The sequence below is a fragment of the Thalassotalea eurytherma genome, from assembly GCF_030161415.1.
GTDB classification, from domain to species: domain Bacteria; phylum Pseudomonadota; class Gammaproteobacteria; order Enterobacterales; family Alteromonadaceae; genus Thalassotalea_G; species Thalassotalea_G eurytherma.
The window spans coordinates 179,157-193,623 of the sequence record NZ_BSSU01000001.1 but is presented as its reverse complement, the minus strand read 5'-3'; the positions used below and the strand labels follow the sequence as shown (position 1 = coordinate 193,623).

General features: G+C 41.8%; 13 protein-coding genes. 10 read left to right on the top strand and 3 right to left on the bottom strand.

Translation table 11 applies throughout. From position 1 onward, the window contains the following. The first annotated feature begins 15 nt into the window (after window positions 1–15). The 9 genes from recG (at window position 16) to QQK02_RS00810 (ending at window position 8,159) form a co-directional block, all read left to right on the top strand. Window positions 16–2,118 carry an ATP-dependent DNA helicase RecG gene (gene recG / locus QQK02_RS00850; RefSeq protein WP_284206038.1) on the top strand — a complete coding sequence of 701 codons (2,103 nt, stop codon included), beginning with the start codon at window positions 16–18 and terminating at the stop codon, window positions 2,116–2,118. A gap of 69 nt (window positions 2,119–2,187) precedes the next feature. Continuing rightward, complete coding sequence (gene ubiE, locus QQK02_RS00845) at window positions 2,188–2,958, top strand: bifunctional demethylmenaquinone methyltransferase/2-methoxy-6-polyprenyl-1,4-benzoquinol methylase UbiE (protein ID WP_284206037.1); 771 nt, start codon at window positions 2,188–2,190, stop codon at window positions 2,956–2,958. Then, a complete protein-coding gene (locus tag QQK02_RS00840; RefSeq protein ID WP_284206036.1) occupies window positions 2,958–3,590 on the top strand; it encodes a ubiquinone biosynthesis accessory factor UbiJ in 633 nt (210 codons plus the stop codon). Before ubiE ends, QQK02_RS00840 begins: the two co-directional genes overlap by 1 nt. An 8-nt stretch (window positions 3,591–3,598) precedes the next feature. After that, complete coding sequence (gene ubiB / locus QQK02_RS00835; RefSeq protein WP_284206035.1) at window positions 3,599–5,233, top strand: ubiquinone biosynthesis regulatory protein kinase UbiB; 1,635 nt, start codon at window positions 3,599–3,601, stop codon at window positions 5,231–5,233. Window positions 5,234–5,438: 205 nt separating this feature from the next. Continuing rightward, complete coding sequence (locus tag QQK02_RS00830; protein WP_407704989.1) at window positions 5,439–6,131, top strand: DUF1538 family protein; 693 nt, start codon at window positions 5,439–5,441, stop codon at window positions 6,129–6,131. Continuing rightward, window positions 6,128–6,916 carry a DUF1538 domain-containing protein gene (locus tag QQK02_RS00825; RefSeq protein ID WP_284206034.1) on the top strand — a complete coding sequence of 263 codons (789 nt, stop codon included), beginning with the start codon at window positions 6,128–6,130 and terminating at the stop codon, window positions 6,914–6,916. Before QQK02_RS00830 ends, QQK02_RS00825 begins: the two co-directional genes overlap by 4 nt. 43 nt (window positions 6,917–6,959) lie before the next feature. Beyond that, a complete protein-coding gene (locus QQK02_RS00820) occupies window positions 6,960–7,310 on the top strand; it encodes a P-II family nitrogen regulator (protein WP_284206033.1) in 351 nt (116 codons plus the stop codon). After that, on the top strand, window positions 7,307–7,711 hold the full coding sequence (locus QQK02_RS00815; protein ID WP_284206032.1) for a CBS domain-containing protein: 405 nt from the start codon (window positions 7,307–7,309) through the stop codon (window positions 7,709–7,711). Before QQK02_RS00820 ends, QQK02_RS00815 begins: the two co-directional genes overlap by 4 nt. Before the next feature lie 70 nt (window positions 7,712–7,781). Next, entirely contained in the window at window positions 7,782–8,159 is a 378-nt protein-coding gene (locus QQK02_RS00810) for a PH domain-containing protein (RefSeq protein WP_284206031.1), read from the top strand. 353 nt (window positions 8,160–8,512) lie between these two features. Here the strand turns inward: QQK02_RS00810 and rep are convergent, their stop codons facing one another. Continuing rightward, window positions 8,513–10,528, bottom strand: a complete 2,016-nt coding sequence (rep, locus tag QQK02_RS00805) for a DNA helicase Rep (RefSeq protein ID WP_284206030.1) — start codon at window positions 10,526–10,528, stop codon at window positions 8,513–8,515. Between the two features lie 148 nt (window positions 10,529–10,676). On the opposite strand from rep, the gene ubiK reads away from it, so the two are divergent. Next, complete coding sequence (ubiK, locus tag QQK02_RS00800) at window positions 10,677–10,934, top strand: ubiquinone biosynthesis accessory factor UbiK (RefSeq protein ID WP_284206135.1); 258 nt, start codon at window positions 10,677–10,679, stop codon at window positions 10,932–10,934. 54 nt (window positions 10,935–10,988) lie between these two features. Here the strand turns inward: ubiK and ilvA are convergent, their stop codons facing one another. Continuing rightward, the gene (ilvA, locus tag QQK02_RS00795; RefSeq protein ID WP_284206029.1) at window positions 10,989–12,542 is read right to left on the bottom strand and encodes a threonine ammonia-lyase, biosynthetic; all 1,554 of its coding nucleotides are present in this window, start codon (window positions 12,540–12,542) and stop codon (window positions 10,989–10,991) included. A gap of 3 nt (window positions 12,543–12,545) precedes the next feature. Next, entirely contained in the window at window positions 12,546–14,432 is a 1,887-nt protein-coding gene (gene ilvD / locus QQK02_RS00790; RefSeq protein ID WP_284206028.1) for a dihydroxy-acid dehydratase, read from the bottom strand. Between the last annotated feature and the right edge of the window lie 35 nt (window positions 14,433–14,467).

Here is a 14,467-nt window from a genome sequence, read left to right as displayed (position 1 = left end):
GTGCAACGCTAATATATGACAGGGCAAGTCAAGGAAGGATTAACAAACTTATCAGCTATTTCACTCTCTTCGTTTAAGGGGGTTGGCCCAAGCATGGCCGAAAAGCTAGCTAAAATAGGTTTGGTGTCGGTACAAGACTTACTCTTTCATCTACCCAACCGTTATGAAGATCGCACCCGTATTACAGCAATTCGCGATTTATTGCCTGGTGTTTTTACTAACATCATTGGCGAAGTAACAAATAATCAGGTGGTTCAAGGTCGACGTCGTATGATGGTCGTTACCATTAACGACGGCACTGGCAATGTTACTCTGCGCTTTTTTCACTTTAGCGCCGCTCAAAAAAATCACTTAAGTATCGGCACTGAAATTCGTTGTTATGGTGAAATACAGCGCGGGCCTCAAGGTTTTCAAATTGTTCACCCTGAGTATAAAACCTTAGATAAAGATCAAGAGCTTACCCCAGTAGAAGAAACGTTAACGCCGGTTTACCCAACCACTGATGGCCTTAGGCAAATCACCCTACGAAACCTGACAGAACAAGCATTGATTAGACTAGAGCGTGGTCACGTTCAAGAGTTGTTGCCGGAGGAATATTTAAATGAGCCTTACACGTTAGCGCAAGCACTGGCAATTATTCATCGGCCGCCACCAGACGCATCAACGATTGCTTTCGAAGAAGGCAAACACCCTGCACAATTGCGACTGATCAAAGAAGAGTTACTTGCTCATAATTTGAGTATGCTTAAACTGCGCGAGTCTACTGAAAAACACTTCGCCGTTACACTGCAAGTTGATGATAAGCTTGATAGTCAATTTTTAGCTAGTTTGCCGTTTTCACCAACCAACGCACAAACACGTGTTGTTGAAGAAATTCGTAACGATTTATCGAAAGACACACCGATGATGCGTTTAGTGCAAGGTGACGTTGGTTCAGGTAAAACCTTAGTGGCGGCTTTGGCAGCGATAACTGCGATTAGTCAGGGCTATCAAGTTGCTTTAATGGCACCCACTGAAATATTGGCCGAGCAGCATGCCATCAATTTTAAAGAGTGGTTTGAACCTTTGGGTATTAGCGTTGGCTGGCTAGCGGGTAAAACCAAAGCAAAAGCGCGCCGCGAAGCATTAGAGAAAATAGCCTCTGGAGAAATTCAACTCGCTGTTGGCACGCATGCGCTATTTCAAGACCAAGTGAACTTCCACAAGTTAACGCTGATCATCATCGACGAACAGCATAGGTTTGGTGTTCACCAACGCTTATCTCTTCGAGAAAAAGGCGCTTTTGATAATAAATATCCACATCAGTTAATCATGACAGCGACGCCGATCCCGCGTACGTTAGCGATGACGGCATATGCAGATTTAGACACATCAGTGATCGATGAGCTGCCGCCGGGACGTACACCTATTCAAACGGTAGCCTTGCCCGATGAGCGTCGTGATCAGGTCATAGAGCGCATTAGAGAAGGTTGCACTAAAGATAATCGACAAGCGTATTGGGTATGTACGCTTATTGAAGAATCGGAAGTATTGCAATGCCAAGCGGCGGAAGATACGGCAAATTATTTAGCAAGCCAATTACCGGAGCTTCATATTGGGCTGGTGCACGGACGAATGAAGCCGGCAGAAAAGCAGCAAGTAATGGAAGCGTTTAAGTCTGGAGATTTGCATTTATTAGTGGCTACCACCGTCATTGAAGTTGGTGTAAACGTGCCAAATGCGAGTATTATGGTGATTGAAAATCCTGAACGCTTAGGCTTAGCTCAACTGCATCAATTACGCGGACGTGTAGGCCGAGGCGCTGTCGCCTCTCATTGTGTGTTGATGTATAAAAATCCACTATCTAAAACAGCGATTAAACGTTTAGGTGTGTTACGTGATAGCAATGATGGCTTTGTCATCGCGCAAAAAGACTTAGAAATTCGTGGCCCTGGAGAGCTTTTAGGGACGAAACAAACAGGTTTAGCCGATTTAAAAATTGCTGATTTAGTGCGTGACGCGCAAATCATTCCAGAAGTGCAGCAACACGCCTACTTAATCTGGAAAAAATACCCTGAACAAGCCAACGCGCTTATTGAGCGCTGGTTAGGCAATCGAGAAAAATATTCAAACGCTTGATACAGAACAATTGTTGTCACGCGACGCATACAGTAAACTAGAGCGATAATTTTTAAGTAGAGCAATCACATGGCATCTAACGATCAATCAAGTCAAAACGATAACACCACACATTTTGGTTATAAAACCGTAGAAGCTGAAAACAAAGCATCGATGGTGGCAGACGTGTTTCACTCTGTTGCTGCGCAATACGATGTGATGAATGATTTGATGTCTTTTGGTATTCACCGATTATGGAAGCGTTTTACCATTGATGCTTCTGGTGTACGCCCTGGCAATAAAGTGCTTGACCTTGCTGGTGGTACTGGTGATTTAACCGCAAAATTTTCACAAATTGTTGGAAAAGACGGCCAGATTATTTTAGCTGACATTAATAGCTCGATGCTTAATGTTGGACGCGATAAATTGCGCGATAGAGGCCTTGTTCAAAATATTGAATACGTGCAAGCAAACGCTGAATTCTTGCCATTTGAAGACAACACATTTGATATTATCACCATTGCATTTGGTCTACGTAACGTCACTGATAAAGATAAAGCACTGCGCTCTATGTACCGCGTGTTAAAGCCAGGTGGTCGACTACTGGTGCTTGAGTTTTCTAAGCCAGAACATGAAATACTTAATAAAGCCTACGATTTTTACTCTTTCAATATTTTGCCTAAAATGGGTGAATTAGTTGCTAAAGATGGTGAAAGTTATCAGTATTTAGCTGAGTCAATTCGTATGCATCCAGATCAAGATACCCTTGAAAACATGATGAAATCAGCGGGCTTTGAACAAACCACCTATAAAAACTTAACCGGTGGTATTGTCGCATTGCACAAAGGGTACAAATTCTAATGATGAATTGGCTCTTGCCTACCCAAATGCTTGGCGGTGCTATTGAAGCTGCAATCAACCAAGCATTAGCTAAAAACATCAATACGCGTGTACCGATTGAGCAGCTAGCAGGTAAGCACCTAAAGATTCATATTGATGAGATTGGCGTTCCTATTACGATAGGTTTTAGTCAATCAACTGCTTATGTGTTAACTGATGATGTAGAAAGTGACTGTACAATTTCTACAAGCTTAAAAACACTCGCCGAGCTAAAACAATCTCAGCAATTAACAGAACTTATCAAGCAAGAAAAACTCGATATTCAGGGCGACTTAAAAACTGCTCAACAATTTGCTCAGGTTTTTGAACAGCTTACTATCGACTGGCAGTCTGAAATAGCAAAGCATATTGGCGATGTCGCCACATATCGTTTAAGCCAAGCGTTTGGTTTTGTGCAAGAAAAAGCGGACTTTGCCAAACAACAAATTTCTGAAGACTTTAGCCAATGGCTGGTTTATGAAAAGAAGCTCGCTGTCAATAATGTTGAAATTCAACATTTTAAAAACGATGTTAATCAAGTAAGCCAACGCGTAAATGGGTTAATGCAACGGTTAACCAAACTCGACCAACAAATTAATTTCACCAAAGAGTAAGTAGCCTAGTGAAAAGTAAACGTTTACATCAAATCGTCAAAACCTTTTTAGAATATGGCTTAGACGAGCTTGTCCCTAAACATTTACTACCTTGGTACGTAAAGCTAGGAAAAAGCGCATTATTTTGGTTGCGTAACAAGCATAAAGACAAGCCCAAAGCGGTTCGCTTTCGTTTAGCTATTGAATCATTAGGCCCTGTATTTATTAAGTTTGGTCAGATGTTATCGACGCGTCGAGATTTACTACCTGACGACTTTGCCAATGAGCTAGCGCTGCTACAAGATCAAGTATCACCTTTTGATGGTGAAACGGCGAAACAAATCATCATTGACGCTATCGGTGAAGAGACCTTCAATACCAGTATCAGCAACTTTGAGTTAACACCACTGGCCTCGGCTTCTATCGCGCAAGTGCATACGGCAACTTTGCTACACGAAGGTGTTGAAAAAGAAATCGTGATTAAGGTGCTACGCCCTGATATTGAGTCAGTTATACATGCCGATATAGAAGTCATGGCGTACTTTGCTGGGTTTGTTGCTAAATGGTTATCCGACGGTAAGCGTCTTCGCCCGAAAGAAGTCGTGAATGAATATCGAAAAACCATTTTAGATGAACTTGATTTACTAAGAGAGGCTGCTAACGGTATTCAGCTTAAGCGTAACTTTAGCCAAGGTCATGACTATGACCGCATTCTCTATGTACCTGAAGTTTATAGCGAGTTTAGTCATAAAAACGTACTCGTGATGGAGCGTATTTATGGCATAGGTGTCGGCGAAGTTGAGCAGCTAAAAGCAAATAATGTTGATATGCAGTTGCTTGCTGAGCGTGGCGTTCAAGTGTTTTTCACGCAAGTTTTTCGCGATAGTTTTTTCCATGCAGATATGCACCCTGGTAATGTTTTCGTTAACGCAACTAATCCCGATGACCCTACATGGATCGCTATTGACTGCGGAATCGTTGGTACACTAAACAAAGAAGATAAGCGTTACTTAGCTGAAAACTTTGTTGCGTTTTTTAATCGTGATTATTATAAAGTTGCCCAACTTCACGTTGACTCAGGTTGGGTTCCGCGTTCAACAAATGTCGACGAGTTTGAATTCGCTATTCGCACGGTCTGTGAACCAATCTTTAACAAGCCGTTGGCCGAAATTTCCTTTGGTCAGGTACTTGTTAGCCTGTTTAACACCGCAAGACGATTCAATATGGAAGTACAACCTCAGCTTGTATTGCTGCAAAAAACGTTACTTTATATTGAAGGGTTAGGCCGTCAGTTATATCCAGAGCTCGACTTGTGGGATACTGCTAAACCATTCTTAGAAGATTGGGTTAAAGAGCAAATGGGTGTTAAAGCGGTCTATAAAAAAGTAAAAGACAACCTACCCTTTTGGAATGAAAAGCTACCTGAAATTCCTGATCTGGTTTACGACTATTTGCAAGCCGGTAAAGAAAACCATCAAGCTCAACAACGTTTAATGGTAGAGCTCAATCAGCAAAGTCAACAAAGCCAAAAACGTATTATTTTAAGCATTATTGGCGGTAGTTTTTTAATCTCTAGTGGCGTGATGTTCACTACTCACTTGATTATTAGTGGCGTATTGTTCGCTGCTGCCGCAATTTTCCTTCGCCAATCACTAAAGAAATAGTCTTACTCACCTTTTACTGTCATAACCCAACGCATTAACAAAACGTTGGGGAATGGTTTGATTTGTTACGATATTGATAATTTGTTTGTCATAAATCAAACTCTTTCTCTAAGATAATCTATACACTAATAACAAATCAGTTTTTAGTGTATAGATTATCTTGATAGCTACATTCAAAAAATTAGGAAGGTTTTTGATAGATAGCATGCGCGACTTAGCGCCGATCGTGCTTGTCATCTTGTTTTTCCAATTATTTATAATCCAAGAACCTTTACCCAATGTTGGCCAAGTGCTGATTGGTGTTGTCTTTGTTTTACTTGGTTTAACCTTCTTTATCCATGGCCTAGAACAAGGCTTGTTTCCAATCGGCGAAACCATGGCCCACGCCTTTGCGAAAAAAGGCAGTGTCATTTGGCTGATGATTTTTGCCTTCTCGCTAGGGTTTGGTACGACCATTGCCGAGCCCGCACTTATTGCCATCGCCGATGAAGCGGCTGAAGTAGCCGCGAGTGGTAATATGATTGCCACCACTCAAGAAGCTATGAATGGCTATGCATCAGGCTTACGATATACCGTAGCGTTTAGTGTTGGGTTAGCTATTTTAATCGGTGTTGTGCGCATCATTAAAGGTTGGCCTATTCAATGGCTCATTATCGGTGGCTATATCATGGTTGTCGTAATGACCATTTTTGCCCCCATTGAAATCATAGGCATTGCATACGACTCGGGCGGTGTCACAACTTCAACCATCACAGTCCCCCTAGTTACCGCATTAGGTGTCGGTTTAGCCTCATCTATTTCTGGTAGAAACCCAATGACAGACGGGTTTGGTTTAATAGCGCTCGCTTCACTCACTCCAATGATTTTTGTTATGGCGTACGGCATGGTGATGCTATGACAATTATCGATATGCTGAGTGAATTTATTAGTACCCTGTTAACGACAATTACCGATGTATTGCCAATTGCTGCGATATTATTTGGTTTTCAATTTGCCATTATCCGCAAGCCTATTCCAAACTTAGCTAAGGTGTTAGCAGGTTTTGCATGGGTTATTGTTGGACTATCCTTATTTCTAATAGGGCTTGAGTGGGCGTTATTCCCGCTAGGGAAATTAATGGCGCAACAATTAACAGATCCTGCATTTATTGCCGGTGTCGATAGTAGCGAAGCGGTAAAAAATATTGCACTACATTGGCAAGACTATTTTTGGGTCTATATTTTTGCCTTGTTAATTGGCTTTAGTACGACGATTGCAGAGCCTTCTTTAATTTCAGTAGCGATTAAAGCGAATGATGTATCAGGTGGTGCCATTGGCGTTTGGGGGCTACGTATTTCAGTGGCCATTGGTGTAGCGATTGGTATTTCCCTTGGCTGTTACCGCATTGTCGTAGGCGACCCAATACATTGGTACATCATTGTTGGCTATATTGTGGTGGTGATCCAAACAATGTTTGCGCCCAAAATGATTATCCCACTGGCTTATGACTCCGGTGGTGTTACCACATCGACGGTAACGGTACCTTTAGTTGCTGCATTAGGCCTTGGTTTAGCTGAAACGGTTCCAGGGCGAAGCCCGTTAATTGATGGCTTTGGCTTAATTGCTTTTGCAAGTTTATTTCCGATTATTTCTGTTATGGCCTACGCCCAGCTCTCAGAGTGGCGAGCTAAAAAACAAAACTAATCAAACACATGCCTATCTAAGTTAGGCTAATTGGAGAAAATGAATGCATTTTAAAATGATCATCGTTTTTACGGACGATAGCAATACCGATACAGTGATGCATGCAGCAAGAAAAGCTGGTGCTACCGGTGCTACGGTTATTAATAATGCGCGTGGTGAAGGGTTAGAAAAACCTAAGACGTTTTTTGGTTTATCACTTGATACACAACGTGACGTTTTGCTGTTTCTCGTTGAGGAACACTTGAGTCGACATATTTTAGAAACCATTGCCAAGGTCGGTGAATTTGATGAAAAGCCGGGCACAGGTATTGCCTTTCAAATAGACGTCGAAGACGCCGTTGGCGTGAATCATCAAATTAGTCAGTTAACCTCAACGGTGGAGAATGAGCTGTGAGTAACAAAGTTTCAATCAAAGCAAAAGACGTAATGACCCAAAACTTTATTAAGTTAGACGGTCTTGCGACAGTAAAAGATGCAATTAATGCAATGCGAGAAAGCAATTGCGATGTGGTTATCGTCAATAAACGCGATCAACACGATGCCTATGGTATTTTGCTCTTGTCTGATATCGCTAAAAAGGTGCTCGCTAAAGACAAAGCACCTGAACGAGTGAATATCTACGAAGTCATGACTAAACCTGTTATTCCAATCGCGCCAGAATTAGATATTCGCTACTGCGCGCGTTTATTTGATCAAGTTGGTTTATCTTGCGCCCCTGTTATTGAGTCAGAAGAATTACTCGGCTTAGTTGGTTATAAACAACTTCTTATGGCAATGTTCGACACACTTGATTAATGATTGATATTTTCAAATAAAGGGGGCAGGGTATGTATTACTTTACCCCATATTTTTATAAGGAAATACGATGATCGACTTTAACAGCTCAGACATTTTTAAACTAAAGCCTATTGATACCGACAAAGCACGTGAGGACTTTCACCGTTTTTTAATTGACGGCGAAGCGATTTTTGCCGTATTTAAAACCTTTCGTGACCAAGTAGTTTTTACCAATAAACGCGTGATTGCGGCAAACGTACAGGGTATTACAGGCTCTAAAGTCGATTATACGTCAATCCCATACAGTAAAATCCAAACCTTCTCGATAGAGACGTCAGGCTCATTAGATTTAGACTGTGAAATTCAGCTGTATATCAGTAGCGTAGGTAAAGTTGGTTTTGAGATCAGTGGTAGCTTTGACATTGTTGGTTTCAATAAGCTATTGAGTGAATGTGTTTTAGCTTAATAGAAAAATAAATAACGTGGTAAATGGTCCCAATCAGCGTTGAACGGGACCATATAAAGTTAAGATTACAATGCGCGAATCTTTCAATCTCGTCTTGAACTAATTGTAAGTCCTCTAGAGATGATTGATGTGCTTGTGGCTCTTATTTTTCAAATGCCTGATGCCAAGCTAACATTTGTGCTTCGGTAATACCCGCCATCTTCAAAATAGTTACCCATCTTTCTTTATTCATATTCATCCTCCAGCAGTTAGTTCTCAACAATCTTGAAGGGTGAAGTTATAGTCGGGTCAACAAAAATATAAAGCCAACGAAGAAACGTTAGCTTAATCATTTCATTCATGGCTATTAGCCATTACTTGTTTTTCAATAACGCTCTTAGGTTAGCCACGCCGGCCTTGGCTGTTTGCTGAGTCTCTTCTCTAGATTTTGGTTTGCGAGTATTTTCCCAAATCAAATCATCTTGCGGCAATTCGTGTAAAAATCGGCTTGGCTCTGTTCGCGCAACCTCACCAAATTGACGACGCTCTTTGGCATAAGTAAAAATTAACTCTCTTTGTGCTCGTGTAATGCCTACATAAGCAAGGCGACGCTCTTCCTCAACATTGCCTTCATCCACACTCGTTTGATGAGGTAATAAGCCTTCTTCCATGCCGATAAGAAAAACAAATGGAAACTCGAGACCTTTAGAGGCATGCAGCGTCATCAATTGCACTTGGTCCGCGTTTTCTTCCTCTTCACCGCGCTCCATCATGTCACGAAGTGTTAATCGGGTAACCACTTGAGCCAGTGTCATCGGCTCATCCATGTCGGTACCTTCCAACATGTCATTTACCCAACTAAATAACTGCGTGACGTTTTTCATTCGCATTTCAGCGGCTTTGGCGCTGGTTGATGAATCATAAAGATAATCTTCATAATTCATTTCTCTAACCATGGCGCGCAATACTGCAGAGGTATCACCGCGCTGGGCATTGTCTGCAGTTTCCACTATCCAACGAGTAAACTTTTGTACATGTGCTAAACCACGCCCAGTTAGGTGCTGCTCTAAGCCCAATTCAAAGCTTGCTGCAAACATACTGATTTGGCGCATATTGGCATAAGTACCAAGCTTTTCTAAAGTGGCAGGGCCAATTTCGCGCTTTGGTACATTAACAATGCGCAAAAATGCATTGTCATCATCTGGGTTCACGATCACCCGTAAATACGCCATCATGTCTTTAATTTCGGCACGCGAGAAAAATGACGTACCACCGCTAATCTTATAAGGAATACGGTTAGTCATTAATGCTTTTTCAAGCAATCTCGATTGATGGTTACCACGATAAAGTACCGCATAGTCACGATATTGCGTTTTATTCATAAAGCGATGACCGATAAGTTCACCGACAAGACGCTCTACTTCATGCTCTTCGTTTTTCGTTTCTACAACTTTAAGTTCTACGCCATAGGCGAGCTCGCTAAATAGTGCTTTATCGTAATCATGTGGGTTGTTGGCGATCAGAATATTGGCGCACTTTAAAATACGGCCACTAGAACGATAATTTTGCTCTAGCTTAATCAATTTTAAGCTAGGGTAATCTTTACCTAATAACACTAGGTTTTGCGGCTTTGCGCCACGCCAAGAGTAGATAGATTGGTCATCGTCACCTACAACCGTCAGCAACCCCTTGTCACCAGTGATAAGCTTGACTAACTCGTACTGGCTGGCATTAGTATCTTGGTATTCATCGACCAACATATATTGAATTTTGTTTTGCCAGCGCTCTCTGACATCAGCAAAGTTTCTAAACAGTAGCGTAGGAATAAGGATAAGATCATCAAAATCGAGCGCATTGTATGCTTTCATGTGTTTTTGATAGCGTTGATAAAACTCGGCGTACAAACGAGTATCGGAATCACTTGCGTATTCAATCGCTTGATCGGGCAATAATAAATCATTCTTCCAATTAGAAATCATCATTTGCAGCTTACTGAGTAAGTCTTTGTCGCCATCAAGCTCTTCAGCCGTTAGCTCTTTAAGTAAAGCCAATGTGTCTTGATCGTCAAACAACGTAAAACCAGGTTTATAACCTAAGGTTTTGATTTCTTTTCGGATAATATCTAGGCCAAGGGAGTGGAACGTTGACACGGTTAAGCCACGTGTCAGATCTCTACCTAACATATTGCTGACACGCTCTTTCATTTCACGTGCCGCTTTATTGGTAAAGGTTACCGCAGCAATATTACGTGCTTTGTAACCACATTTTTGAATGAGATAAGCAATTTTTTGACAAATAACCCCGGTTTTACCGCTACCTGCGCCCGCTAAGACTAAACAAGGACCTGAAACATATTTTACTGCTTCTGCTTGTCTTGGGTTTAATTTCATTGCCAATGCTTTTTACCTCTTTTAGAAAAGGGCAATTTTACCTGTTTTTGTAATTAAGCACACCATAAACAACATTTAGTGACATAAAAATCTACCGCAAAAATAAAAATAGATTACAATAACAACACGAAACTAATAGGACGTAATGATGATTAACGCTAAGAAAATTGAAGAAATTGCCCAACAAGTTACCGAGTCAATTCCTCCGGGGTTGAAAAACTTAGCTAACGATTTTGAAGACAAAACAAAAACCGTTATTCAACGTAAATTATCTCAGCTTGATGTTGTGTCTCGTGAAGAATTTGATGTGCAAACGCAAGTACTATTAAAAACACGTACACAATTAAACGAACTTGAAAAGAAAATCGCCGAACTTGAAGCTAAATTAGCTGATAAAGGCGAGTAACCTTGGGTTTAAGATAAAGTAGGGGCAAGGTATTCATGACGTTGCCCCTGCGTATTATTTACTTAAAAACGCTTTAAAAGCTGGATTTTGACTTTCTTCCTGCCATTTGTAACCCAACGCTTTTAAGTGTCTAAAAAAAGCTAACTGCTCATCATTATCTACTTCAAAACCCGCTAATACCTGACCATAGGCTGCACCGTGGTTACGGTAATGGAACAGGGTAATGTTCCAAAGCTCACCAAGTGTTTCCAAAAAGGTTTCTAATGCACCTGGCGCTTCTGGGAACTCAAACCTAAATAATCGTTCTTGCGCTGAATTAGGGTTAGGGCCACCAACCATATACCGCACATGTAACTTAGCTAGTTCGTTATCAGTAAGATCGATAGCGACAAAACCTTGTTCGTTTAATTTCTGGCACAACGCCTTGCGTTCTTGAGTGCCGCCAATTTTTACACCAACAAAGACATCTGCCTGCTCTTTACCAACGAATCGATAGTTAAATTCAGTGATCACTTTAGAGCCAAGCGACTGACAGAAACGTTTAAAACTGCCTTTTTCTTCAGGAATGGTAACGGCAAACACCGCTTCTTTTTGCTCTCCTAATTCACAGCGCTCTGAAACATAACGTAGGCTGTGAAAATTCATATTGGCACCTGATAAAATACCAGCAAGTTGCTCATTACCTTGGCTGGTTTGGCAATATTTATTGATACCCGCTAACGATAAAGCGCCTGCCGGCTCAGCAATTACACGCGTTTGCTCGAAGACTTCTTTAATAGCCGCACAGATTTCATCAGTGGTTACGGTGATCACGTCGTCACAATATTGTTTGATAACATCAAACGTGTGCTGACCGATTCGCTTAACAGCCACACCATCAGCAAATAAGCCAACCTGTTCTAAATCTGTCGGTTCACCCTTTTCAAGCGCGGCTTTCAAACATGCCGAATCTTCCGCTTCAACACCGATAATTTTAATATCAGGACGTAATTGTTTTAAATAAACCGCCATGCCGGCTAACAATCCACCACCGCCAACAGGTATAAAAACCGCATCAAGCTGATGATTTTGTTGCAATAACTCTTTAGCGACAGTCCCTTGGCCAGCGATAACATCTGGATCATCAAAAGGATGTACTAAGGTTTTATGCTCGTTAGACGCTATGTCAATTGAAGCCGATTGCGCATCGTTAAAGCTTTTACCGATTAGCCGAACATCTGCTCCTAAGCGCCTCACGTTATCAACTTTAATATCTGGCGTGGTGATTGGCATACAAATGGTTGCTGTTACACCAAGTTTATGGGCCGCTAACGCTAAACCTTGGGCATGATTTCCTGCTGAGGCAGCAACAACACCTTTGTCTCGTTGGCTAGCAGGTAAATTTGAGAGCTTGGTATATGCCCCGCGTAACTTAAACGAGTGCACTGGCTGTTGGTCTTCACGTTTTAAGAAGACCTGATTACCATTACCTAGCCGCGCTGAAATTTTATCACATGGCGTTAAAGGCGACTCAATAGCAATATCGTATACTGGTGCTAATAAGATTTTCTTAAGATATTCTGTTGCCATTTCTGCTTGCGATACTTCGAGAGTCTTTAACGTTGCCATAATTTATGCTTTTTCAGATTGGTTCGATAAGTGTGCTGATGCACCATCTAGTACTGCACGATCTCGCACAGCACCTTTGTCGGCGCTGGTCGCTAACATTGCATAGTTTTTAAGTGCATAACTGATAGGTCTAACACGATCTTTTGGCTGCCAAGCGCTTGTACCTTTGGCGTTCATTTGGGTCTGACGCTTGGCTAATTCTTGTTCAGATATTTTTAACTGAATTGAACGGTTAGGGATATCAATATCAATAATATCGCCTTGTTCCACTAGACCAATTACACCACCACTTGCTGCTTCTGGTGAAACATGGCCAATCGATAAACCCGAAGTACCGCCTGAAAAGCGGCCATCAGTTAATAGCGCACAGGCTTTACCTAATCCCATTGATTTAAGGTAAGTTGTTGGATACAGCATTTCTTGCATGCCCGGACCACCTTTTGGCCCCTCGTAACGTATAACGACAACTTCACCAGCAACAACTTTGCCGTCAAGAATGCCGGCAACTGCATCATCTTGACTTTCAAAGACATGAGCAGGGCCTGTAAAGGTTAAGTTATCGTCGCTTACACCTGCTGTTTTAACAACACAGCCATCAAGTGCAATGTTACCGGTAAGCACCGCTAAACCACCTTCGGTAGAAAAGGCATTGTCGAGTGAGCGAATACAACCGTTTGCACGATCATCATCTAAGGTATCCCAGCGACAATCTTGGCTAAACGCTTTGGTTGTGCGAATACCAGCAGGACCTGCTCGGTAAAAGGTTTTAATGTCTTCGTCTTTCGTTGTCTTAATATCGTATTGATTAAGATGCTCTGTCAGGCTTGTGCCTAAGACATTGGTGACATCCATTTTTAATAAATTTGCTCGCGCTAACTCACCTAAAATGGCAATGACGCCGCCAGCGCGATGCACATCTTCCATGTGATAATCTGGTGTTGACGGCGCTACTTTACATAACTGCGGAACGATTCGTGATAATTGGTCCATATCCGCCATTGTGTAATCAATTTCAGCTTCTTGCGCTAAAGCAAGCAAATGTAAAATCGTATTGGTAGAGCCGCCCATGGCAATATCTAAACACATCGCGTTATGCAACGCGTCTTTATTGGCAATATTACGCGGAAGCGCACTCTCATCGTTTTCTTGATAGTAACGTTTTGTTAGCTCAACAATTTGTTTGCCAGCTTTTAGAAACAATTGTTCACGGTCAGCATGTGTCGCCAACATAGAACCATTGCCAGGTAGCGCTAGGCCTAACGCTTCTGCTAAACAGTTCATCGAGTTTGCAGTAAACATACCCGAACAGGAGCCACATGTAGGACATGCTGAACGTTCAACTTGTTTACTTTGTTCGTCTGAAACGGTTGGATCAGCACCTTGAATCATAGCGTCAACTAAATCGAGCTTAATGATTTGATCTGAAAGCTTAGTTTTACCTGCTTCCATCGGACCACCAGAAACGAAAATGACCGGGATATTAAGACGCATTGCCGCCATTAACATGCCCGGAGTGATTTTGTCACAGTTCGAAATACACACCATAGCATCGGCGCAATGTGCATTTACCATATATTCAACAGAATCGGCAATAAGGTCACGTGAAGGTAAGCTATAAAGCATACCGCTATGCCCCATAGCGATGCCATCATCAACGGCGATGGTATTGAATTCTTTTGCAACACCACCCGCGTCTTCAATAGCGCCAGCAACAAGTTGCCCCATGTCTTTTAGATGCACATGACCTGGTACAAACTGGGTAAATGAATTTACTACTGCAATAATAGGCTTACCAAAGTCACCATCGGTCATGCCGGTAGCTCGCCAGAGTGCTCTTGCACCTGCCATATTGCGGCCTTGTGTCGAAGTTGCTGATCTTAATTTTGGCATTCTATTTTTCCTACTATTGCTATATTCGTTTTTAG